The sequence below is a fragment of the Achromobacter sp. GQ309 genome (assembly GCF_059759315.1).
Genome location: NZ_JCAXDP010000001.1, coordinates 632378 through 655512, shown reverse-complemented (window position 1 = coordinate 655512; position 23135 = coordinate 632378). Strand labels below are relative to the sequence as shown.

23 protein-coding genes are annotated in these 23135 nt (G+C 65.9%); 9 read left to right on the top strand and 14 right to left on the bottom strand.

Annotated elements, in window-relative coordinates; genetic code table 11:
• Positions 1-516: 516 nt before the first annotated feature.
• Entirely contained in the window at positions 517-1182 is a 666-nt protein-coding gene (purN, locus tag AC6CIE_RS03045) for a phosphoribosylglycinamide formyltransferase (protein ID WP_175123438.1), read from the bottom strand.
• Positions 1183-1328: 146 nt separating this feature from the next.
• Here purN and AC6CIE_RS03040 point away from each other — a divergent pair, with 146 nt between their 5' ends.
• The 4 genes from AC6CIE_RS03040 (at position 1329) to coaBC (ending at position 7130) form a co-directional block, all read left to right on the top strand.
• Positions 1329-2294: a bifunctional riboflavin kinase/FAD synthetase gene (locus AC6CIE_RS03040; protein WP_175123439.1), complete on the top strand. Its 966-nt coding sequence runs from the start codon at positions 1329-1331 to the stop codon at positions 2292-2294.
• Complete coding sequence (gene ileS, locus AC6CIE_RS03035) at positions 2284-5151, top strand: isoleucine--tRNA ligase (RefSeq protein WP_175123440.1); 2868 nt, start codon at positions 2284-2286, stop codon at positions 5149-5151. The genes AC6CIE_RS03040 and ileS overlap by 11 nt, the downstream gene beginning before the upstream one ends.
• 2 nt (positions 5152-5153) lie before the next feature.
• Positions 5154-5684, top strand: coding sequence for a signal peptidase II (lspA, locus tag AC6CIE_RS03030; protein WP_175123441.1), 531 nt, complete (start codon positions 5154-5156; stop codon positions 5682-5684).
• A gap of 249 nt (positions 5685-5933) precedes the next feature.
• Entirely contained in the window at positions 5934-7130 is a 1197-nt protein-coding gene (gene coaBC, locus AC6CIE_RS03025; protein ID WP_498091102.1) for a bifunctional phosphopantothenoylcysteine decarboxylase/phosphopantothenate--cysteine ligase CoaBC, read from the top strand.
• A gap of 237 nt (positions 7131-7367) precedes the next feature.
• Here coaBC and AC6CIE_RS03020 read toward each other — a convergent pair whose 3' ends face one another.
• From AC6CIE_RS03020 to AC6CIE_RS02995, 6 genes are all read right to left on the bottom strand, one after another.
• Positions 7368-8357, bottom strand: a complete 990-nt coding sequence (locus tag AC6CIE_RS03020) for a Bug family tripartite tricarboxylate transporter substrate binding protein (RefSeq protein ID WP_498091100.1) — start codon at positions 8355-8357, stop codon at positions 7368-7370.
• A gap of 113 nt (positions 8358-8470) precedes the next feature.
• Positions 8471-9160, bottom strand: coding sequence for an AroM family protein (locus AC6CIE_RS03015; protein WP_498091098.1), 690 nt, complete (start codon positions 9158-9160; stop codon positions 8471-8473).
• Positions 9157-10086: a DUF1177 domain-containing protein gene (locus AC6CIE_RS03010; RefSeq protein WP_498091096.1), complete on the bottom strand. Its 930-nt coding sequence runs from the start codon at positions 10084-10086 to the stop codon at positions 9157-9159. The genes AC6CIE_RS03015 and AC6CIE_RS03010 overlap by 4 nt, the downstream gene beginning before the upstream one ends.
• Entirely contained in the window at positions 10083-10787 is a 705-nt protein-coding gene (pepE, locus tag AC6CIE_RS03005) for a dipeptidase PepE (protein WP_175138370.1), read from the bottom strand. Before pepE ends, AC6CIE_RS03010 begins: the two co-directional genes overlap by 4 nt.
• Positions 10788-10852: 65 nt before the next feature.
• Entirely contained in the window at positions 10853-11620 is a 768-nt protein-coding gene (locus tag AC6CIE_RS03000; protein WP_191575594.1) for an IclR family transcriptional regulator, read from the bottom strand.
• Between the two features lie 146 nt (positions 11621-11766).
• A complete protein-coding gene (locus AC6CIE_RS02995) occupies positions 11767-12807 on the bottom strand; it encodes a metal-dependent hydrolase (protein ID WP_218344743.1) in 1041 nt (346 codons plus the stop codon).
• Positions 12808-12913: 106 nt separating this feature from the next.
• On the opposite strand from AC6CIE_RS02995, the gene AC6CIE_RS02990 reads away from it, so the two are divergent.
• The 3 genes from AC6CIE_RS02990 to AC6CIE_RS02980 all read left to right on the top strand — a co-directional run bounded on the left by AC6CIE_RS02990 (position 12914) and on the right by AC6CIE_RS02980 (position 14859).
• On the top strand, positions 12914-13552 hold the full coding sequence (locus tag AC6CIE_RS02990) for a DedA family protein (protein WP_498091094.1): 639 nt from the start codon (positions 12914-12916) through the stop codon (positions 13550-13552).
• 13 nt (positions 13553-13565) lie between these two features.
• Complete coding sequence (locus tag AC6CIE_RS02985) at positions 13566-14117, top strand: hypothetical protein (protein ID WP_175123450.1); 552 nt, start codon at positions 13566-13568, stop codon at positions 14115-14117.
• A gap of 91 nt (positions 14118-14208) precedes the next feature.
• Positions 14209-14859 carry a dUTP diphosphatase gene (locus AC6CIE_RS02980; protein ID WP_498091549.1) on the top strand — a complete coding sequence of 217 codons (651 nt, stop codon included), beginning with the start codon at positions 14209-14211 and terminating at the stop codon, positions 14857-14859.
• 121 nt (positions 14860-14980) lie between these two features.
• On the opposite strand, the gene AC6CIE_RS02975 is transcribed toward AC6CIE_RS02980, so the two are convergent.
• The 6 genes from AC6CIE_RS02975 to AC6CIE_RS02950 all read right to left on the bottom strand — a co-directional run bounded on the left by AC6CIE_RS02975 (position 14981) and on the right by AC6CIE_RS02950 (position 20533).
• Positions 14981-16093: an NADH:flavin oxidoreductase/NADH oxidase gene (locus AC6CIE_RS02975; RefSeq protein ID WP_175123451.1), complete on the bottom strand. Its 1113-nt coding sequence runs from the start codon at positions 16091-16093 to the stop codon at positions 14981-14983.
• A gap of 97 nt (positions 16094-16190) precedes the next feature.
• Positions 16191-16961, bottom strand: coding sequence for an ectoine/hydroxyectoine ABC transporter ATP-binding protein EhuA (ehuA, locus tag AC6CIE_RS02970; RefSeq protein ID WP_105239461.1), 771 nt, complete (start codon positions 16959-16961; stop codon positions 16191-16193).
• Positions 16958-17629 carry an ectoine/hydroxyectoine ABC transporter permease subunit EhuD gene (ehuD, locus tag AC6CIE_RS02965; protein ID WP_175123452.1) on the bottom strand — a complete coding sequence of 224 codons (672 nt, stop codon included), beginning with the start codon at positions 17627-17629 and terminating at the stop codon, positions 16958-16960. Before ehuD ends, ehuA begins: the two co-directional genes overlap by 4 nt.
• Positions 17626-18279, bottom strand: a complete 654-nt coding sequence (gene ehuC / locus AC6CIE_RS02960) for an ectoine/hydroxyectoine ABC transporter permease subunit EhuC (protein ID WP_105239463.1) — start codon at positions 18277-18279, stop codon at positions 17626-17628. The genes ehuD and ehuC overlap by 4 nt, the downstream gene beginning before the upstream one ends.
• Before the next feature lie 9 nt (positions 18280-18288).
• The gene (ehuB, locus tag AC6CIE_RS02955; protein WP_175123454.1) at positions 18289-19200 is read right to left on the bottom strand and encodes an ectoine/hydroxyectoine ABC transporter substrate-binding protein EhuB; all 912 of its coding nucleotides are present in this window, start codon (positions 19198-19200) and stop codon (positions 18289-18291) included.
• Between the two features lie 178 nt (positions 19201-19378).
• Complete coding sequence (locus AC6CIE_RS02950) at positions 19379-20533, bottom strand: ABC transporter substrate-binding protein (protein WP_175123455.1); 1155 nt, start codon at positions 20531-20533, stop codon at positions 19379-19381.
• A gap of 295 nt (positions 20534-20828) precedes the next feature.
• Between AC6CIE_RS02950 and AC6CIE_RS02945 the strand changes: the two genes are divergently transcribed.
• Both AC6CIE_RS02945 and AC6CIE_RS02940 read left to right on the top strand, forming a co-directional pair.
• Positions 20829-21254, top strand: a complete 426-nt coding sequence (locus AC6CIE_RS02945) for an OsmC family protein (RefSeq protein WP_056562575.1) — start codon at positions 20829-20831, stop codon at positions 21252-21254.
• 129 nt (positions 21255-21383) lie between these two features.
• The gene (locus tag AC6CIE_RS02940) at positions 21384-22673 is read left to right on the top strand and encodes an Nramp family divalent metal transporter (protein WP_498091091.1); all 1290 of its coding nucleotides are present in this window, start codon (positions 21384-21386) and stop codon (positions 22671-22673) included.
• Between the two features lie 78 nt (positions 22674-22751).
• Here the strand turns inward: AC6CIE_RS02940 and AC6CIE_RS02935 are convergent, their stop codons facing one another.
• Positions 22752-22973 (bottom strand): XRE family transcriptional regulator, encoded by a 222-nt coding sequence (locus AC6CIE_RS02935; protein ID WP_105239468.1) that lies wholly within the window; start codon positions 22971-22973, stop codon positions 22752-22754.
• Positions 22974-23135: the final 162 nt, after the last annotated feature.

Genomic DNA, 23135 nt, shown 5'->3' with positions numbered 1-23135 from the left:
CCGAACGACGAGCGGGAGTCCGGGCGTCCCTGGCCTTCACGGCGATCCTGGCTGTACGAACCGCGTTCGCTGCCTCGGCCTTCGCCGCGATCCTGTCCATAGGAACCACGCCCTTCGCCACGCTGACCGCCAAACGACGAACGCGAATCCGGGCGTCCCTGCCCTTCGCGGCGGTCCTGGCTGTACGAACCGCGTTCGCTGCCGCGCCCTTCATTGCGCTGTCCGCCAAACGACGAGCGGGAGTCGGGGCGGCCCCGGCCCTCGCCGCGGTCCTGGCCATAGCCGCCGCGATCGCTCGTGCGCTCGTCGCGCGCGCGGTCGCCGGATTCGGCCCGGTCACGCGGCGCCGGTTTGCGGGCGTCGCCCTTGGGACGCGAGAAAAAAGACCGGCCGTCGCGGCCTTCCGAGGCGGCGCCGAAGGAGCCGGCCGGGCGGGAACGCGGGGATTGGGGTTTAGTCATGGTGTATTCCAGTAGGGCGGAAGCGTTCCGCCCGAAAAATGCTTTTCAGGGCCGTTCAAGCGGCCGGCGACCAGGAAAAAAGGCGCACGGGGTCGCCCTGGACGGCCACGCGGTGATCGTTTGTCAGGGTAACCCGGCCTTCGGCAAGCCAGCGAACGGCAGCCGGAAAGGCCTGGTGCTCGACGGCCAGCACGCGCTCGGCCAGCAATTCAGGCGTGTCGCCCGCCAGGACCGGCACGCAGCCCTGGGCGATGATGGGCCCGTGGTCCAGCACCGGGGTGACGAAATGCACCGTGCAGCCATGCACGCGCACGCCGGTGGCCAGCGCCTGCGCATGGGTGTGCAGGCCGGGGAATGCGGGCAGCAGCGAGGGGTGGATGTTGACCAGGCGGCCGGCGTAATGATTGACGAAGCCGGGCGTCAGCACGCGCATGAACCCGGCCAGGATGACGTAGTCGGGCGCATAGCGATCGATTTCGGCGGCCAGCGCGGTATCGAAGGCTTCGCGGCTGGCGTAGTCCTTGTGATACAGGGCCGCTGTGGGAATGCCCTGCGCGGCGGCCCATTCGAGGCCGCCGGCGTCGGGACGGCTGGCGATCACGGCGGCGATTTCCGCCGGCCAGTGTTCGTCGCGGCAGGCCTCGGCCAGCGCCTGCATGTTGCTGCCCCGCCCCGAGATCAGGATGACGAGGCGGCGCTTAATAGAAGAAGTTTCCGGCAAGATGAACAATTCCAAGGGAAAACGGGCGGTTCCGGTCCCGAAATCAGGCGCGCGCCCTGCGCACGCCGTGCCCGCAAAGGCGGCTGAGCACCCCCTGCGGGCGGGATACGAACAAACCCGTAATCCAAAATTGTAAACTCTCGCTCGTGAAACCATCGCTGCGCATCTACCGATCCCTGCCCCCGCCCGAACGGCGCGCCCCCTGCGCGCTGACAATCGGCAATTTCGACGGCGTCCATCGCGGGCACCAGGCCATGCTTGCCCGCGTCTGCCAGGTGGCACGCGAACGCGGGCTGACGCCGGCCGTGATGACGTTCGAGCCGCACCCGCGGGAGTATTTCGCCACCCTCAACCAGCGTCCGGAACTGGCGCCGACCCGCATTTCGGGGTTGCGCGACAAGCTGGCCGCGCTGGCGCGCTACGGCATATCGCAGGTCGTGGTCGAGCGGTTCAATGCCCGGCTGGCTGAAATGTCGGCCAACGCCTTCATCGAGCACCTTCTGGTGCAGGGGCTGCAGACCAAATGGCTGCTCGTGGGCGAGGACTTTCGCTTCGGGCACAAGCGCAGCGGCGATATCGACCTGCTGCGCGAAGCCGGCATGGTGCATGGCTTCGAGGTCCAGACGCTGGCGGACGTGACCGACCGTCAAGGTCACCGCATTTCCAGTTCCGAGGTGCGCACCGCGCTGGCCGTGGGCGACCTGGAACGAGCGCGCCATCTGCTGGGCCACCCGTTCCATATCAGCGGGCACGTGATCCACGGCCAGAAGCTCGGCCGTACGCTCGGCTATCCCACCATGAACCTGCGTGTGGCCGAACGATGCGCCGCGCGGTCGGGCATCTACGTCGTGCAGGTTCATGGGCTGGCCGACCGCGCGCTGCCGGCGGTGGCGAGTCTAGGCGTGCGCCCGACGGTCGAGGACCGCGGCAGAGTGCTGCTTGAGTCACACCTGCTCGACGAGTCCGTCAACGCTTACGGTAAACTCGTACGCGTTGAATTCCTGCAAAAGCTGCGGGACGAAGAAAAATTTCCTGATCTCCCTTCCCTGACTGCCGCCATCGCCGAAGACGCGCGAAACGCGCGCGCCTATTTTGCCGTTCATGGACTATAAAAAGACCCTCAACCTGCCCGATACCCCCTTCCCCATGCGGGGCGACCTCGCCAAGCGCGAGCCCGCCTGGATTGCGCAATGGGAGGAAAACCACGTCTACCAGGCGATCCGTGCGGCCAGCCGCGGCCGTCCGCGCTTCGTGCTGCATGACGGCCCGCCCTATGCGAACGGCGACATCCACATCGGCCACGCGGTCAACAAGATCCTGAAGGACATCATCGTCAAGAGCCGCAACATGGCCGGCTATGACGCGCACTACGTGCCGGGCTGGGACTGCCACGGCATGCCCATCGAGATCCAGATCGAAAAGAAGTACGGAAAGCACCTGCCCGTGGCGGAAGTGCAATCCAAGGCCCGCGCCTACGCCCTCGAACAGATCGATCGCCAGCGCAAGGACTTCAAGCGCCTGGGCGTGCTGGGCGAGTGGGATCGTCCGTACATGACGATGAACTACAGCAACGAGGCCGACGAGATCCGTGCGCTGGGCCGCATCCTGGACAAGGGCTACGTGTTCCGTGGCCTGAAGCCGGTGAACTGGTGTTTTGACTGTGGCTCGGCGCTGGCCGAGGCTGAAGTCGAATACGCGGATCGCGTGGATCCCGCCGTCGACGTCGCGTTCCCGTTCGCCGACCACAAGCGGCTGGCCCAAGCCTTCGGCCTGGATTCGGTGGACGACGGCGCCATCGTGATCTGGACGACCACGCCCTGGACCATTCCGTCCAACCAGGCGCTGAACGTCCATCCCGAAATTGAATACGCGCTGGTGCGGGTCACTTCGGCTGCCACGCCCAAGTTCGGTCCCCTGCTGCTCATCGCCAAGGAACGCGTCGAAGCCTGCCTGAAATCCTGGGACCTCGAAGGCGAAGTCATCGCCACGGCGCCCGGCGAGGCCCTGTCAGGCATCGAGTTCCGCCATCCGCTGGCGCAGTTCAACGCCGCCTACGATCGCAAGGCGCCCGTGTACCTGGGCGACTACGTCACGGCAGACTCCGGCACCGGCGTGGTGCACTCGGCGCCGGCTTACGGTATCGAAGACTTTGTGTCGTGCAAGGAGCACGGCATGAAGGACACCGACTTCATCAGCCCGGTGATGGGCGACGGCAAGTACGTGGACAGCCTGGCGCTTTTTGGCGGCCTGTCGATCTGGGACGCAAACCCCAAGATCGTCGAAGCGCTCAAGGAAGCCGGCGCGCTGATGCACGTCGAAAAGCACAAGCACAGCTATATGCACTGCTGGCGCCACAAGACGCCCATCATCTACCGCGCGACCAGCCAATGGTTCGCGGGCATGGATGTCGCGCCCAAGGACGGCAGCCCGACCCTGCGCGAATCGGCGCTGGCCGGCATCGACGCCACGGCGTTTTACCCCGCGTGGGGCCGCGCCCGTCTGCATGCCATGATCGCCAACCGTCCGGACTGGACCCTGTCGCGCCAGCGCCAGTGGGGCGTCCCGATGGCGTTCTTCGTGCACAAGGAAACCGGCGAACTGCATCCGCGCACGTCCGAATTGCTGGAACAGGTGGCGCAGCGCGTCGAACAGGGCGGCATCGAGGCCTGGCAGGCGCTCGATCCCCGCGAGCTTCTCGGCGACGAAGCCGACCAGTACGAAAAGAACCGCGACACGCTGGACGTATGGTTCGACTCGGGCAGCACGCACGCAACGGTGCTGGGCGGCAAGGACGGCGAATTCGCCGGTTCGCATGGCGCTGAACTCGCCTGGCCCGCCGACCTCTACCTGGAAGGCTCGGACCAGCATCGCGGCTGGTTCCATTCGTCGCTCCTGACCGGCTGCATGCTGTACGGCCAGCCGCCCTACAAGGCCCTGCTGACGCACGGCTTCGTGGTGGACGGCCAGGGCCGCAAGATGAGCAAGTCGGTCGGCAACGTGATTGCCCCGCAGAAGGTCTCCGATTCCCTGGGCGCCGAAATCCTGCGCCTGTGGGTGGCCTCCACCGACTACTCGGGCGAGCTGTCGATCTCCGACGAAATCCTCAAGCGTGTGGTGGAAGGCTATCGCCGCATCCGCAACACCCTACGCTTCCTGTTGGCCAACCTGGCCGACTTCGATGCGGTGTCGCAATCAGTGCCTTACGGCGAACTCTTCGAGATCGACCGTTACGCGCTGGCCATGACGGCGCAGATGCAGTCGGAAGTGCAGGCCAACTACGAACGCTACGATTTCCATCCGGCCGTCTCGCGTTTGCAGACGTTCTGCTCGGAAGACCTGGGTGCGTTCTACCTGGACATCCTGAAAGATCGCCTTTACACGTCGGCCCCCGACAGCCGCGCCCGCCGCTCGGCGCAGACGGCCCTGCTGGATATCACGCAGACGCTGCTCAAGCTGATGGCGCCCATCCTGTCGTTCACGGCGGAAGAGGCCTGGAAGGAACTGGTTGCGTCCGCCCTGAAGAACCAGGCCGACGCCGCCCGCGCCACGATCTTCACCGAGGTCTATCACGTGCTGCCGCCGTTTGCGGACGCCGATGCCCTGACCGCCAAGTGGACGCGCCTGCGCGCCATCCGCGCCGAGGTCCAGCGCAAGCTGGAAGAAGTGCGTACGGCGGGCGATATCGGTTCGTCGCTGCAGGCCGAAGTCGACCTGTACGCCAACGGCGAAGACCAGCAACTGCTGGCCAGCCTGGGCGACGACCTGCGCTTCGTCCTGATCGTCTCGCGCGCCGCGGTGCACGCGGGCGAAGGCGACACCCGCATCGAGGTCACGCCGTCGGCCCACAAGAAGTGCGAACGTTGCTGGCACTGGCGTCTTGACGTCGGCCAGGACGCCGATCATCCCGAGATCTGCGGCCGCTGCGTGTCCAACCTGTTCGGCTCGGGCGAAGCCCGCGACAAGGCTTGAACATGGCCCGCCCCGCCGAACCCGGAGTGACGGGCACCGCCCCCGCCCGCGCCGCGCCCGCGCGCGTGGGTGGCTGGCTGGCGCTGGCGTTGCTGATCATCGTGCTGGACCAGTTGACGAAGGTCTACTTCAACACGTCATTCCAGTACGGCGAGCGCGTCAACATCCTGCCCTTCTTCGACTTCACGCTGGTGTTCAACCGCGGCGCCGCCTTCAGCTTCCTGGCGTCCGAAGAAGGCTGGCAGCGCTGGTTGTTCACGGGGCTGGGCTGCGTGGCGGCAGTGGTCATCATATGGATGCTGCGCCGCACGCACGGCCAACCGCGTTTCAGCCTGGCGCTCACGCTCATCCTGGGCGGCGCCATCGGCAACGTCATCGACCGCGTGGTGTATGGCCACGTGGTGGACTTTCTGCTCTTCTACTGGAACGACTGGCAGTTCCCCGCTTTCAACATTGCGGACGTCGGTATCACCTGCGGCGCCGTGCTGCTGGTGCTGGACGAACTGCTTCGTGCCCGCAAGCCGCAAGCGTGACGCGACAAGGGGGGCAACGCCCCCCCTTTTTTCACCGCCTTTTTGCAGTGCCTCTTTGCAACGCCTTTTCGAAGCGCCGGTTTGCGCCCCTTTCTGCTTTCGTCAGGCCTACCCCATGCTGCGCCTTCCGCGGCTTTCGTCCGGTTTGATGCCCCCTCTAATGCATGACGAACGGCGCATTGCGGCAATGCAGAATAAAATCCCTCTCACTTCCACGATTATGCGGCGCTAACCCGCCGCCCCGTCCTCATGCTCGATCTCGCCCGCAAACGCATCGTCCTCGGTCTGACCGGGGGCATCGCCTGCTACAAAATCGCCGAGCTGGTGCGGCGCATGACCGAACAAGGCGCCACGGTGGATGTGGTGATGACCGAGGCGGCCACGCACTTCATCACGCCGGTCACCATGCAGGCACTGTCGGGCCGCCCCGTGTTCGTGGACGCGTGGGATGCGCGCGTGCCCAACAACATGGCGCACATCGACCTGACGCGCGGCGCGGACGCCGTGTTGATCGCGCCCGCCAGCGCCGACTTCATGGCCAAGGTGGCACACGGTATGGCCGACGACCTGTTGTCCACGCTGTGCGTGGCCCGCGCCTGTCCGCTGCTGGTGGCGCCCGCCATGAACCGCGAAATGTGGGCTAACCCGGCCACGCAGCGCAACGTCGAAACCCTGCGCGGAGACGGCGTGACCGTGCTGGGACCTTCGGCGGGCGAACAGGCCTGCGGCGAAACCGGCGACGGGCGGATGCTCGAAGCCCATGAGATCCTGACCGACCTGATCGCCTTCTTCCAGCCCAAGCTCTTGGCCGGCCGCCACGTGCTGCTGACCACAGGCCCCACCTCTGAACCCGTGGACCCGGTGCGCGTGCTGAGCAACCGGTCTTCCGGCAAGACGGGCTATGCGCTGGCTCGCGCCGCCCGGGAGGCCGGCGCCCGCGTCACCCTCATCACCGGCGCCACGTTCCTGCCCATCCCGCGCGGCGTAACCGCCCTGCCCGTCACCACCGCGCGCCAGATGCACGACGCCGTGATGGCCAGTGTGGGCGATGCCGACATCTTCATCGCCGTCGCCGCCGTGGCCGATTGGCGCGTCAAGAACGTCAGCACGCAGAAGCTGAAGAAAACCAGCGAAGGCGGCGGCGCGCCGCTGATGGAATTCGAGCCCAATCCGGACATCCTGGCCGAAGTGGCCAAGCTCGAAAATGGCCCCTGGTGCGTGGGCTTTGCCGCCGAAACGGAAAAGCTGGCCGAGCACGCCGAAGCCAAGCGCACGCGCAAAGGCATCCCGCTGCTGGTCGGCAATCTGGCGCACAAGGTCATGGACGCCGACACCACCGAACTGGTGCTGTTCGACGCGCAAGGCACACACCCGCTGCCCGCCGGCAACAAGCTGGATGCCGCGCGCCGTCTCATCGCGGAGATCGCGGCGCGCATGCCGGCCTGACGCGGTGGCGCATTGCCGCGCTACGCCGCGCCGAGCCTGCGCAAGCTCCGATTGGCTTGCGCAAGCTCCGATTGGCTTGGGCAAGCTCCGATGAGCCTAGGCAGGATCCGTTAATCGCCGGCCAGCCGCGCGTCATGCTCCGACAAGCCGCCTCTTCTCCGACGCTCCAATAAAAAACGCCAGGCCCTCTCGGGTCTGGCGTTTTGCCTTACAGCGGTTCAAGCCGCTTGCGGCGCCTTACTGCTCCAGGCTGATGTTCGCGGCCTTGACGATGTCCGCCCACTGCTTGCGGTCGTTTTCAAGAAACTCGCTGAACTTCTCGGGCGTCATGCCGGTGACGGGCTCCGAACCCAGGCCGGCCATCTTCTCGATCAGCGCCGGTTGCTTCAGCACGTCCTGCAGTGCGGCGTAATAGGCGGCCAGCACGTCGGCGGGCAGACCGGCGGGCGCGAACACGCCTTGCCACGTCGGCATGTCAAAGCCCTTCAGGCCTTGCTCGTCCAGCGTCGGCACGTTGGGCAATTGCGCGGCGCGCTTGATCGACGCTACCGCAATTGCCTTGACCTTGCCTTGCGACGCCAACGGCGCGGCGGTCGAGATGTTGTCCATCGTCATGGCGATGTGGCCGCCGAGCAGGTCGGTGATCACGGGCGCGGCGCCGCGGTAGGCGGCGTGCGGCACCTTGACGCCCAGCTTGTACAGCATGGTCTCGGCGATCAGGTGGTTGGAGATGCCGACGCCCGCGGTGCCGTACGTGGCCGTCGGCGTCTTCTGGAAATATTCCTTCAGTTCGGCCAGGTTGTTGGCCGGCACGTCCTTGTTCACGATGACCACATTGGGCTGCACCGCGGCCAGCGTGATGGGCGTGAAGTCGGCGGGCTTGTAGTTCGTGCCCTTGGGATTCAGGACATGGGTGATGGCCATGGAACCGGCCGCGGCGATACCGATGGTGTAGCCGTCGGCGGGCGCCTGGCTCAGGCGGTACGCCATGATGTTGCCGCCGGCGCCGGCCAGGTTCTCGACGACGACCGGTTGGCCCAGGCGGGCCGACAGCGGCTCGGCCAGCAGGCGGGCCAGCGTATCGGCCGAACCGCCCGGCGCGAAGCCCACGAGCAGGCGCACGGGTTTGGCGGGCTTCCAGGCGTCGGCGGCATGCGCGGAAGTGGCCGACAGCGCGGCGACGGCGAATAGTGCGCCAGCGGCGCGGTGCAGGGTACGGCTGAACATAAAAAAACTCCCAACGATTGATTGACGAAGTCGGCTTCGTCTCCTCTCGCCGCTCGCCCGGACCGGCCGCGCGAACCTGTGCGGCCGGAACTTCGGGATTGCGTCCGGCGGCGTTATTCCAGTATTTGTGCCAGGGCTTGCGCCACCAGGCGGTTGGACAGCAGCACGGGGCGGCCCGATGCCTGCGCCACGGCTTGGCGCATGGACTGCGCGTAGCCCATGCAGTGCATGACGATCAGATCGCACGACGCCAGTTCGCGTCCGGCGGCCTCGAAGTTGCGGGCGGCCTGCTGCGCGTCGGCCTCGTACGGCGACGCGTGCACGACCTGCGTTTCGCATTCCAGCGGCACGGCCATATGAAAAGCGTCGACCTGCGCTTCCAGCGGAACCACCAGCCCGACCTTGCGGCAATGCTGCGCCAGGCCTGCGACCAGGTGATCCACGACCTGCTGCGGCTCGACCACCAGGGTGCGCATCGGCGCGATGGCCGTGCCGGTGCACAGCGGGACCAGGATGTCGTAGCCCTGGCCGTCCGCCTGGCGCATCACGTCGGCCAAGCGCGCCTCGGCAGCGGCTGCGTCCAGTTCGATCTGGGAACCGTCGCGCATGCGCGTCGCAAAGCGGTATTCGCGCGGTCGCGGCGCCAGCGCGGCCAAAGCATCCGCGTCCAGGCCGTCGAGCGCGCCGAACTCATCGATGCGCACATGGGCGCCGAGCACGGGCGCCATCTCCGGCACCACGTCGCTACGCGGCGATTGACCGATGGTGAAGAACGCGACGCGGCGCGGTGTGAGGGCGCTCATTGCACGGCTCCGTCTTCGCGGCCGACGGTCTGCAGGTGCGCCATCGAACCGTAGCGGGCCTGCAGCACGCCCCACTCGGCGTCGTCGAAGAAGGTCATGGCGCCCTGCCCGTAGAGCTTGGCGATCTCGATGCAAAAGCGCATGGCGACGTCGGCATCCACGGCGTTGGTGACGCCCGTGGCGCAACCCGGCACGGTGGTCTGCGCCGTCAAGGCCACGCCGACGACCGGCGCGTCCGTGACGATGGCCGGCTGCATCAGGGAGTTCACGTGCCACAACCCGTTTTCGTAGGGCGTGATGTCCTGCGTGGTCAAGGGCAGCGTCACCGGCAGTTCGCCGCTGACCCAACCCATGACGTCGAGCATGGTCTCGGGAATGCGCAGCAGGTAGCCCTGCTTGGCGACCGGCGTGAGCGCCACGCCGCGCTTGTTGACCAGGCGGTTGCCGCGCGTCGTGTCCACCGACAGGATCGCGTCCATGCGCGGATCCACTTCGTGCGACATCATCTCGCGCATGGGGAACGGCGAGCGCATCATCGGCACCGGATGATGCGGGCGCGTGCCGGCGCGCGGGCAGATGTGGGTGCGGATGCGGACCGTGCCGGGCAGCACGTCGCCCTGCTTCGCCATCGCCATCACCTTGAGCGCAGCGGCAATCGCCACGACCGCACCGTCGCTGTCCGACACCAGGCCCGTCACCGCGGGGCGCGCACCGATGCCGCCCAGCCGGCCGACGATGCCCAGTTGCGGGGCCGAATCATCCAGGCCGGGAATCACGATGGACAGGAAATCCGTGGCCAAGCCATCACGCGCAAGAGGCGTGACCTCGACTTCGCAATTGCCCGCGTCGCGTAGCACCTGCGCCACGGATTCGCCCGTGACGTGCGCGGACGACAGCAATTCGATGGCGTCGATCACCTGCTTCATGCCGGGATCTCCACCGGGCCGGGACGGAACATGCGCGGTTCTTCGCGGCCCAGGAAGAGCGGCGCGTCGTGCGGGCCAACCAGCGCGATCTTGGCGCCGCGCACGCGCAGGCCTGCGCCTTCGGGCAGGCCCAGCACCGGCATGGCCGGATTCAGCGTGCAGAACTCGGCAAGGCGCTGGGCGCGCGTTTCGCCGCGGTGGCCGGGAGGATGCGCGTTGGTGTAGTGCGGATTGATCTGGAAGGACACCAGCCCCAGCGCGTCGAAGCCTTTCGGGTCGGTGATGGGCATGTCGTTCGTCGTGCAGATGGTGGGGCACGTCAGGTTGGAACCCGCGCTCCAGCCCAGGTAGGCCGCGCCCTCGCGCACGCGGCGCGCCACGACGTCGAGCAGGCCCTGGCGGCGCAATTCGCCCAGCAGGTTGAACGTGTTGCCGCCGCCCACGATGATGACGGATGCGCCTTCCAGTGCCGCGACCGGATCCTGCGCGGTGTGCAGGCCCTGGATGGCCAGGCCCGTGTCGGCCAATGCCGACGTGACCAGCGCCGTGTAGTCGTCCCAGTTGCGCGTGACCCCCGCGAACGGCACGAACACGGCCGGCGCGCCTTGCGGCAGGGATTCGATCAGTTCGCGGATGTCGGCCATGGCGTGCACCAGATAGCCGGCGTCGCTGCTGGAATTGCTGAGGAGCAGAAGGTTCATGAATGAAGTCCGATAGGTGATGGTTCTGGATGCGGCGGCGAGGCCGCCGCAAGGCATTCGGTAGGTCAGTTCAGCCAGTAGGGATCGTTGAGCTCGCGCCCAAGCGCACCGACGTGCTGCAGCACGGATTCGCGCAGCACCGCCACGCGCGCCGCATCAGCCTGGAACGAGACAAACGACAAGCAGAGCCCGCGCAGTTCGCCGGTGGCGGGGTCCCGAACGGCCGCCGCGACGGCGCCGATGCCCGGCATAGCCTGGTCGATCGCCACGCCGCAGTGGTCCGCGCGCGTCTGCGCCACCAACGCGGCCAGGTCGCCGACGGTGGCTGGACAGTCTCGTCCTTCCATTGGCAGCGACTGGGCGGGATCGGCGCCATACAGGGCCTGGAATTCGGTGTCGGTCAGCCGCGACAGCAGCGCCCGGCCCATCGCCGTGCCCGACGCGGCGCGGCGCGATCCGGGCGGCGACAGCACCTGCACGGGGTGCGAGCCATTCAGCCGTTGCAGCACGACGGTCTCGCGCTGATTCAGCGTGGACAGATACGCCGTGAGTCCGCTGTCGTCCGACAGCCGGGCCAGGACGGCACGGCAGGCCTCGTCCAGCGGCGTGGCGGCCATACCGGCACGCACGGCCTGCGCGAGCAGCGCGCCAGGCCGATAGCGGCGCGTGGCGGCGTCCTGATCGAGCATGCCGTAGTTCTGCATCTGGTTCAGCAGACGCGAAGCCGTGCTTTTGGGCATGGCCAGCCGCGCGGCGACCTCGGTAAAGCTCAGTTCGGCCGCGCCCTCTGCGTACAGCGACAGCACGCGTTGAACGCCGTCAAGAATACTCATACTTGTTCCATTTAACGGAACCGAAGTTCCTTATTAGAGAACAAGAATAATGCAAGCAGCGGAAACAGGTCAATACGGCCGCGCAAGAAAAAAGGCTCCCGGGTCGCGGGAGCCTTGTTCGTGCGAGCCGTCAGCCCGATTTCAGCCTACTGCTTCGTCAGTTCGGACCACTCGGCCAGCGGCAGCGGCGGTTGCGCATGCAGGATGCGACCCAGCACCAGCTTCATCTCATTCCAGCCGCCGCGGCTGGTCGGCCAGACGGACGGCGTAACCGCGCGCCACGTGCCATCCGTCGCACGCTCCGCCATCTTGAACCGGAAGGTGTAGTGACCCGCCATGCCCATGCGCAGGTCCGACACGACCAGCGCATCGCCGATCACGTCATACCGCAGCCAGTCATCCGTGAACCAACGCAGCCGTTCGTGCAGCGGCTCGCCCGCCAGCACGCGTCCGGCGTCCAGATTGAGCGGCAAACGCACCCATTCCGGCGGATCGCGGTCGAACAGGCTGCTCACCGATTCGTAATAGTCGCCATCGCCGGTCTTGGCAAACACCCGCCACACCAGGGTGTTGAACGGCATGGGGACCGCGCGCAATTGCGTCACCGTAACGCCTTGTTCCTGCATGGCGTCCCGCACGCGATGCTCGGCCGCCATGCGGCCAGCCAGCCCGAAACCAAGGTATAGCGTGCTGAAGACCAGCGCCCCCACCATGAAGCGGCGCGCGTTGCGGGTCATTCCGACCGCGATGGCAAACAGGACACCCAACAGCAGCGGCACGGTGTAGACCGGATCGATGATGAACACGGTCGACCAGCTTTCCGGCGTGAGGGCCAGCGGCCAGAACAACTGGGTGCCATAGACGGTGAACGCATCCAGGATGGGATGCGTCACCAGCACCAGCCATATCGTCAGGAACAGCCTTCGCCCGCCATAGGGTGCATTGGGCCAATACTTGCGTATCAGCCAGGCCAGCAGCATCGCCAGGCCGGTCAGCACGAAAACGGAATGCGAGAAGCCGCGGTGATAGGTCATGAGCGACACCGGGTCCGGGTAGCTCATCAGGACATCCAGATCCGGCAAGGTGGCCAGCGCCGCGCCATAGATGAGGGCGCGTCTGCCCTGCACGCGCCCCAGCATGGCGCCTTGAATGCTGGCGCCCAGCACCGCTTGTGTAACTGAATCCATGTTTCTCCAACGTCGAGCGTTCCGCCAAATGGCCTAGCCGCCTCACGGCCGGCCGCGCAGGCGTTAACATACCCGATTGCGTTCAGCTAATTTTCAACTTTGCATCATGGATGAATACATCACCCAGATCGGCCAGTTCATCGAAGCCAACCAGGCTTGGGCCGGACCGATCACCTTCCTGCTCACGCTGGGCGAGTCCATGGTACTCCTGGGACTTTTCATTCCCGCGACCGCCCTGATGCTGCTGACGGGCGGCCTGATCGGCGCCGGCACGCTCGCGCCCTGGGGCGTGATCGCCTGGGGCATCGCCGGCGCGATCGTGGGCGACGCGCTCTCTTACTATCTGGGCCGCTGGGCGGGACCCAACGTGCTGCGGCGCTGGCCGCTCAAGCAGCAGCGCACCGGCGTGGCACGGGCTCGGCTGTTCTTCTACCGCTACGGCTTTGCGTCGGTGCTGATCGGCCGCTTTCTGGGCCCCATCCGCTCCACCATTCCCACGGTGGCGGGCGTGATGGGCATGGCGCATGGGCGCTTCCAGCTGGCCAACGTGCTGTCAGCAGTGCTGTGGATGCCGCTGATGCTGGCGCCCGGCTACATCACCGCGCGCAGCCTGGGCACGGCGCAGAACGCGCAGCAGATCGCCATGATGATCGGCGCGGGGCTCTCGGTTTTGCTAGGATGCGGGCTTCTCCTCGCCATGGTGCGCAAGCGCCGCCAACCGGTGCGCGCGCGGCGGGGCAATTGATCCGGAGAGCGTCATGGCCATTGATGCCGAGCCCAAGAACGGCGATTTCGCGCGCTATATCGAAGAGTTGACCAACGCGAAGGGCGCCTCGCCGGGCCGCATCGCCAGCCGGCGCGAAACGCGCAGGCAGACGGCGCCGGTTGCCGTGCCGATGCCCGTGGCCGTCCCGCCCTCCCCGACGCCCGGTTCGCTGTCCGACGCGCCTTGGGGCAATACCGCGTCGCCATCCCCGCGTGCGCGTTCGGCACCCGAAGCGCCCCTGGCGACGTTCCCGGGCCAACCCGACGAGGCCAACATCACGCTCGCCCGGCAGGCGCGGTCACGCAAGATCGGCGCCGTGCTGACGGTGGCCGGCATCATGGCAGGCTGGGCCGCGGCCAACATCGCTTTCCGCGCGTTTCACAGCCCCCGGTTCGAACTGGACGAACTGATGCCCGCCGTGTTCCTGGCCTTCTTTGCCTTCATGCTGTTCAAAGCGGCCAGCAGCGCGCGCAACCCGCGCAAGTCGGCGCTGAACAAGCTGCCGCCCCTGACGCCGTCGTCATACCGCAAGGACGGCGCCTGACACGCTGCGGCTTGGCTGGTTGGCGTTGGTGCTAACATTTCCGGCCATTGAACCAGCCCCTCCCGGAGTGAAAGTGAACAACGTAGTCGGATTGAACCAGGCCCAGGCGGCCACGATGCTGAAGCTGCAAGGCCATCTGAACAGCATGATCAATCCGGACTGGGTCAACGGCGGCGCCCGCTTCCTGCGCGCCGCGTTCGTCGAATCGGCCGAAGCCCTGGAGCACTACGGCTGGAAGTGGTGGAAGAAGCAGACCATCGACCTGCCGCAGGTCCAGATGGAACTGGTCGACATCCTGCATTTCTATCTGTCGCACACGATCGTCCAGTCGGCTGGCGACGTCGAAGCCGCCGCCCGCGCGCTTGTGGCCGATCTGGCCACGCCGGCCTCCGTCATCCTGGACGGCAAGACCTACGCGCTGGACTCACTGAACGTGCCGGAACTGCTCGAATTGATCGGCGGACTGGCCGTGTGCGGACGCGCCAGCTTCAAGGTCCTGGAGCAGACGATGACCGCCTGCGAGATGACCTGGAACGACGCCTACACGCAATACGTGTCCAAGAACGTGTTGAACATCTTCCGCCAGCAGCACGGCTACAAGGAAGGCACCTACATCAAGATCTGGAACGGCGAGGAAGACAACGTCGTGCTGGCGCGCCTGCTGTCGCAGCAGGATCCCGCCAGCGCGGACTTTGCCGACGTGCTGCATCGCGAGCTGGAAGCCGCATACGCCAAGCTGTAGACGGCGTGGCCGATGACGGCCGGCGCTGCTCGCAAACCGTTGGCGCGAAAAGCTGCCCGCAGAATTCTGACGAAAAAAACGCCGCAATCGCGGCGTTTTTTCATTGACCTTGCCTGACAGCCTATCGCTGTCCGAAGCGCGTCTCGCCAAACAGCGCCTTCAGCTCACGCGGCTGCGACCGCCAGTATTGCTTCGGCGCACTGACCTGGCCGTCCAGTTCGGCCGCCGCATGCCACGGCCAGCGCGGGTCGTAGAGCATGCCGCGCGCCAGCGCGACCATGTCTGCCTTGCCCTGCGCCAGGATGTCCTCGGCCTGCTGGGCCTCGGTGATCAATCCCACCGTGATGGTCGGCATGCCGATCCGGCGCTTGATCTCTTCGGCGAACGGGACCTGGTAATTCGGCCCCACCGGAATCTTCTGCTGCGGCGACACGCCGCCGCTGGACACGTCGATGAATTCACAGCCGCGCGCCTTCAGCGCCTCGGCGAACACCAGGGTCTGCTCAAGGTCCCAGCCGCCCTCCACCCAGTCCGTCGCCGATACGCGCACGCCCAGCGCCACGGAAGGCGGCGTGATGTCGCGCAGGGCCTGGAAGATTTCCAGCGGAAAGCGCATGCGGTTTTCCAGCGATCCCCCGTACGCGTCGTCGCGCCGATTCGACAGGGGCGACAGGAACTGATGCAGCAGATAACCGTGCGCGGCATGCACCTCGATCGCATCAAAGCCCAGGCGCAGCGCGCGGCGGCCGCTGTCCACAAATGCATTGCGGATGCGTTCAAGGCCCGCATCGTCCAGTGCATGCGGCGCGGGCTCGTGCGCGTTGTGCGGCACAGCCGACGGCGCCCAGCCCAGCCAGCCGCCGTCGCTTTCGGGCACCAGTTGCCCGCCGTTCCAGGGCGCATCGCTGGATGCCTTGCGGCCGGCGTGTCCCAATTGGATGCCCAGTTTGATCGGCGAATAGCGGCGCACGGCGGCGACCACCTTGCCCAGTGCGGCTTCGGTCTCGTCGGACCACAGGCCCAGGTCTCCCGGCGAGATGCGGCCATCGGCCTCGACTGCGGTGGCTTCAGTAAACAGGAGCGCCGCGCCCGATAGCGCCAGATGTCCCAGGTGAATCATGTGCCAGTCGGTGGCGCGCCCCTCTTCCGCCGAGTATTCGCACATGGGCGCGATGACGATGCGGTTGGGCAGTTCGACGTTGCCGATTGACGTGGGGCTGAACAGATGGCTCATGCTAGGGGGCTCCGGGAGCGTTGGACGACACAGCATAGCGCCCGGACACGCAAACGCCCCCAAATCCCAACGCCCCCGGCAGGGTTTAAGCGCGCTCCTACTGTCCTTCGATCACCGAATCCAGGAACTGGCGCGTGCGCGCCTCCTTGGGCTGGCTGAACAGCACCGACGATTCGGCGTCTTCGACGATGTTGCCCTGGTCAAAGAACAGCGTGCGGTCCGAGCTGCGTTCGGCGAACTTCATCTGGTGCGTGACGATGATCATCGTCATGCTGCGGCGGGCGGACAGGTCGCGCAGGATCTGCAGGATGCCGCCGACCAGCTCCGGATCCAGCGCGGATGTGACCTCATCGAAGAGCATGACCTGCGGACACATCGCCAGCGCGCGCGCGATGCCGACGCGCTGCTTCTGCCCGCCCGACAGTTGCGCCGGATAGACGTCCAGCTTGTCGCCCAGTCCCACCATCTCCAGATACTCGACGGCGCGATCGCGCGCCTGGTCGCGCGGCATGCCCAGCACGTGCAGCGGCGCCTCCATGGCGTTGCCCAGCGCCGTCATGTGCGGGAACAGGTTGAAGTGCTGGAACACCATGCCGATCTTGCCGCGCACGTTGCGCAGGTGTTCGGAGTTGACGCCCGCGGGGCGGCCCTGCGCATCGGTCCACATGGGTTCGCCGTCGATCTCGATCTCGCCGCTGGTGGGCGGGTCCAGCGTCATCAGCACGCGCAGCAACGTGGATTTGCCCGAGCCCGACGGCCCGATGACAGCCACCGTCTGTCCCGCCGGAATCTCGAGGTTGATGCCGCGCAGGACTTCCACGTCTCCAAAACGCTTGTGCAGATTCTTGATGCTTACGCTGGCGCTCATCGCTTTCCTCCAAATCGTTGCAGGCGGGCCTCCAGGCCGCGCACGCCCCAGGCCGCGACCAGGCTCAGCGCCAGGAACAGCAGGCCCACCAGGGTCAGGGGTTCGGTGTACCGGAACGTCGCCGATCCGATCATCTTGCTTTGCTGCAGCAGTTCGACCACCGTGATGGCCGACAGCAGCGGGGTGTCCTTGAACATGGCCACCAGGTAGTTGCCCAGCGCGGGCACCACGGGCGGAATCGCCTGCGGCAGCACCACGCCCACCGTCGTGCGCCAGCGCGACATGTTCAATGCCGTGGCGGCTTCCCATTGGCCGCGCGGCACGGCCTCGATGCCGGCGCGGTAGACCTCGGCGCAATAGGTGGCATAGTGCAACCCCAGCGCCACGATCCCCGTCATCAGCGGCGACATCTGCGCCCCCGTCAGCGGCAGGACGTAGAACAGGAAGTACATCTGCACCAGCAGCGGTGTGCTGCGCACGAACTCGATGAAGAACGCCGTGGGCAGCGACACGATGCGCAGCTTCGATCGGCGAAGCATCGCAAGCACCAGGCCCAACGTGACCGCCACCAGCATGCCGAGCACGGTGGCCTGGATGGTGATGACGAGCGCCGAACCCAGCGTGGGCAGGATTTCCAGTGCGAAAGACCAGTCGAATATCGGTGTCATCGGACTCGGACCCTCCGCTCAAGCAGGCGCACGCCCGCGGTGATCAGCAGCGCCACGCCGAAGTACATCAGCAGCATCAGCGTGAAGATCTCGGTCGTGCGCAGCGTTTCGCTGCGCAGCAACTGCCCGCGGAAGGTCAGGTCGGTGATGGTGATCAGCGACACCAGCGCGGTGTTCTTCAACAGCTCGATGAGCAGGTTGCCCGCCGGCGGCAACATGGCGGGCACCGCTTGCGGCAGCACGATGCGCTGCATGATCTGGCGGCGCGTCAGGTTAAGCGCCACGCCCGCCTCACGCTGCCCGGGCGGAACAGCCCGGATGGCGCCGCGCACCACTTCCGCGCCGTACGCGCCCGCGTTCAGCGCGAGCACCACGATGCCGACCAGCATGGCCGGCAACTGCACGCCAAACAGCGGCAGCACGAAGTAGAACCAGAAGAGCTGCACCAGGGCGGACGTGCCGCGAAAGACCTCGACGTACACCGACGCCGTCCACCGCACCGGCCGCAGGGAAGACAGCCGCCCGATCCCGGACAGCAGCGCAAGCGGCACCGCCAGGACCACCGCGCCCGCCATGATCTGGAGCGTGACGGCCAACCCCTCGAGCAGGGGCGGCACCAGCTCCGCGATATGTTCAGACATCAGCTGCATCGGCGCCCCTTACTGTCCGCTGCAGAGCTTGTCCGCGGTCACCCCTTGGGGCAGTTCGTCGGCGGTAAAGCCGAAAGGCGCCACAAGCTGCTTGTGCTCGTCGGTGCCAATGAATTTGGCCAGTTCGGCGTTGAAGGCATCCGCGAAGGCCTTGTCGTCCGTGCGGAAGGCATAGGCGCCGTAGCCGCGCACGCCCTTGCCATCAATGACCGGATCGGTGAACGGATCGGCCTTCTCCAGCCCGCTGCCCTCCTGCGTCTTGCCCATCAGGTCGTTGACGGTGAGCGCGGTGGCGGCATAGGCATCGGCGCGGCCCGCCTGCACGCCGGACAGCGCGCTGACGGCATCCGGGAACACGACCACCTGGCCGGCCGGAATCTTGACCTTTTCGGCGTACTCGCCCTCGATCGCGCCGACCACGACGCCCAGCTTGGCGTCCGGGTTCTTGAGCACGTCTTCGTAGCTGTGGAGGTTCTTGGGATTGCCCTGCTTGACCAGGAACGCTTCGCCAACGCCATACGTCGGGTTGGAAAACGCGACCTGCTGGCAGCGGCTGGGCGTGACGTACATGCCGGCCGCGATGATGTCGAAACGCTTGGCGGCCAGGCCGGGGATCAGCGATCCGAACTCGGTCAGGACGCCTTCGACTTCGTTGATGCCCATGCGCTTGAGCACCACGCGGGCAATCTCCACGGATTCCCCGGTGACCTTGGCCTCTTTGCTATCCATGTACGCGAACGGCGCCTCGTTGGCATAACCGATGCGGATCTTGCCCGCCGCCTTGGCCGCTTCCAGGGTGCTGGCGTTACTGGCGGTCTCGCCGCCGCCGGCCGCGGACTTGTCGCCACCCGAGTCCGAACATGCGGCAAGCACGCCCAGGCTCAGGGCCAGCAACAGTCGTCTGGATTGGATGAGGGTCATGAATTATTTCTCCCGAATTTATTTCTAGGTGCATGGCTTCACTAAAAATAATACGCTAAGAAATGATTCGGACACGAATGATATAGGCATGAAAAAGCAGGCCTAAGCCTGCTTTTGTCGTCCGTTGCCCTATGGAGCGTTAGAACACGTTACGAACGGTACAGAGATATGGCACCAATTATTCTGCGTACGAAAAACGCCCGTTTTTGACCGTGCCCATCACGCGGGCGCGCTCGTCGAAGCCCTGGTGATTGTCCTTGGTGATGTTCAGGACGCCATTGGGCACGACCAGATCGCGGGTGTTTTCCAGCGCGTCGCGCAGGGCCAGGCGGAATTCCGGCGTGCCGGGCTTTGCACCGGTTTTCAACGCGCGCGACACGGCCGAGTCCAGCAGCATCCAGGCGCCGTAGGCATCACCGGCGAACTGCGTCAGCGTGTTCGGCCCGTATTGCTGTTCATACTTGTCGGCAAATTCCACGGCCACCTTCTTGACCGGATTGGAATCGGGCAGCTCGCGCGCCACGACGCCCGGGCCCGTGGGGAACAGCGTCCCTTCCACGTCCTTGCCGCCCACCTGCAGGAACTCGAGCGTGCCGATGCCGTGCGTCTGGTAGACAGCGCCGGTGAAACCGCGCTCCAGCAGCGTCTTTTGCGGCAGCGCCGCCGGCGTGCCGGAGCCGGCGATCAGCACCGCGTCGGGCTTGGCGGCAATGACCTTGAGCACCTGCCCGACGACCGAGGCGTCGGTGCGCTGGAAACGTTCCTGCGCCACGATCTTCAGGTCCGAGCCGGCGGCGGCCGAAAACTCTTTCCACCAGCTATCGCCGTAGGAATCCGCAAAGCCGATGAAGGCCACGTTCTTCAGGCCTTTTTTCTTCATGTCCTCGACCAGCACGGTCGCCATGAGCGAGTCGTTCTGCGGCATCTTGAAGGCCCAGGTGCGCTTGGGATCCGACTGCGGCTCGACGATGACGCTGGACGCCGCCAACGCAATCATCGGCGTCTTGGTCTCGGCCAGCACGTCCAGTCCGGCCAATGCAGACGCCGTAATGTTGGGGCCGACGATGGCGTCCACCTTGTCTTCGGACGTCAGCTTGCGCATGTTCTTGACCGCGCGGCTCACGTCCGTGCCGTCGTCCAGCACCACGTAACGAGCAGGCTCGCCGCCCAGCGTGTTGGGCCACAGCCGGATCGCGTTGTTGGTCTGGATGCCGATGGCGGCGGCGGGGCCCGTGGTGGACACGTCCACGCCGATCACGATTTCGGCTTGAGCGGACAGGACGGGAACAGCCAGCGCGACAGCGCAGGCGTAGCGGGCAAGGATGCGAGGCATGACTACGGCTCTTGGGTAGGAGTGAAGGAGATGCCGCTATTTTGCCTGATGCGCTCACGCGGCCTCTTGATGTGGCCGGCCCATCTCAATCGGCCGAGGCGCGCGACCGGCACCCGTGGCCGACCTGCCGTTACATCGGCTTGCCGTTGCGTACCGGCGTTTTCCGCGCCGGGCGGGGTGACGGGCCGTATCATCGACGGTGCCGCCTGAGGCAAGGCGCGCCGTTCGCGAGACGGCGCCTCTCACCCACCCCGGACGCGCCGCGCACGGCCGCGTTCCCACACAGGAGTCCTGTATGAAGAAAACCGCATCCGCCGCCTGGTCGGGCGATCTGAAGACTGGCAAAGGCACGATTTCCACGCAGAGCGGCGCGCTCAAGAGCCAACCCTACGGTTTCAATACCCGCTTCGGCGACACGCCGGGCACCAACCCCGAAGAACTGCTGGGCGCGGCGCACGCCGGCTGCTTCACCATGGCGCTGTCCAACATTCTTTCCGAAGCCGGCCTTGTCGCGGACAGCCTGGACACCAAGGCCGAAGTCACGCTGGACAAGCTCGACGATGGGTTTGCCATCACCGCCGTCCATCTGACCGTCGAGGCGGTCATTCCGGGCGCCTCCGCCGAGGCCTTCGAGGACGCCGCGCGCAAGGCCGAAAAGGGCTGCCCGGTTTCCAAGGTGCTGAACGCCAAGATCTCGATGGACGCCAAGCTCAAGTCCTGATCAACGCGGGCGATCCGGCCTCTGAACCGGGGCCGGATCATTGGCGCGCCCTATTCCGGGCGTGGTCAAAATCAATTGGACGATGCAAAGTCGCTTCCGGACAATGAGAACCATTCTCAGGAGCGACGCATGACCGGATTCATCTACGCGCTTTCAGGCGGTAATGCCGCCCTGGCGCAGGACGCGCGGACTTCCGCCAACCTGCGCCGCATGGTCGGGTCCGGCATCCTCGTGGCCGTCGGCTACATCGACCCGGGCAACTGGGCCACCGACATCGCTGGCGGCAGCGGCTTCGGCTACGGGCTGTTGATGGTCGTCATCACATCGGCCTTTCTGGCACTGGGCTTTCAAGTGCTGGTGTCGCGTCTGGCGCTGGCAACCGGCCAGGATCTGGCCACCCTCACCGCCCGCCATCTGTCGCCCCGTCTGGCCAAAGCCGCCTGGCTGGCCGGCGAGGCCGCCATCCTGGCCACTGCGCTGGCCGAACTGATTGGCGGCGCGATTGCACTGCGGCTGCTGTTCAATCTGCCGCTCATCGCAGGGGTTGCCGTCACGGGCATCGGCACCTTCGCCGTGCTGGCCATGACGCGTGGCAATGCCGATCGGCACGAACGCGTGATCGCCCTGCTCTTGTCAGTGGTGGCGCTGTCGTTCATATTTTTGCTGTTCAAGGCCAATCCGGCCTGGACGGAAGTGGCCCAAGGCGTGACCGAGACCGGCAAGGCACTGCGCGATCCGCAAGGTTTCCTGATTGCGCTGGGGATTCTTGGCGCGACCCTTATGCCGCACAACCTTTACCTGCATTCCGGCACGCTGGCGCAACGGGCGCAAGGCTTGCCCCAGCAGGCGCGCGGCATGGCCATGCGCGTGGCGCGCAACGACACCATCGTGTCCTTGGGCGTGGCGATGCTGATCAACGCGGCGATCATGATCGTCGCTGCGGCGTCGCTGTCCGGTTCCGGGATGGTGGTGTCCAGCCTGGACGACGCCCACGCGGTGATCGGCCATACGTTAGGGATCGGCGCAGCGGTGGTGTTCGCCGTGGCCTTGTATGCCGCCGGACAAAGCTCCACCATCACGGGCGTGCTGGCTGGCCGCATCCTGTCGCAGGGATTCCAGGTGGGCAGCAACTGGTCGGACCGGCGCCGTGCGTTGATGACGCGCGTGGTGGCAGGCGCCGCCGCCGTGGGTCTGCTTGCGTTCACGGGTGGCAAGGATCCGGACGGATTGCTGGTGCTCAGCCAGGTCGTCCTGAGCCTGGCGTTGCCCTTCGCCCTGGGACCGCTGGTGGTGCTGGCATGCCGCAAACGTCTGATGGGCGCCTATGTGCTGCGGGGCGCCTGGGGCTGGGCCGCGATCGGGGCAACCGTGGGCATCATCGTGCTGGACGGCTACCTGCTGCTTGATCTCGTCGCCTGAAAGGGCCAAACCGTCCTCTGCGGCGGACACAAAAAAAACGCCAGCGATCAAAGCTGGCGTTTTTTTTGGCGGGGTACTTCAGTGGTAGGCGGAGACTACCGGGTGCTGACGACGGCCGGCGTCCATATTGTGCAGGACCTCGCCGACGGCACCGCCCAGTGCGGCCATGCGCAGCTTCAGGCGCAACCAGCGCGAGCCTGCGTGGGGACCGGACAGGGTTTCCGCCTTGATGGCCTCGCGGATCAGGGACCGCTCCAGCGCATCCGACATACGGGCATTTTTCAACGCGGTATCGCTCATGATTCTCTCCTTGAGAAAAGCGATGTGGAACAACGTGAAGCCATCTTAGATCCACGTATGCTGCGTTGCAATAAAAATTACAAACATTTTTTTCGGCGTTGCGCAATGGGGACAAACACCACCAAAACGGTGCGCGCCGCACAGCGTTACGCACCGCTTTTG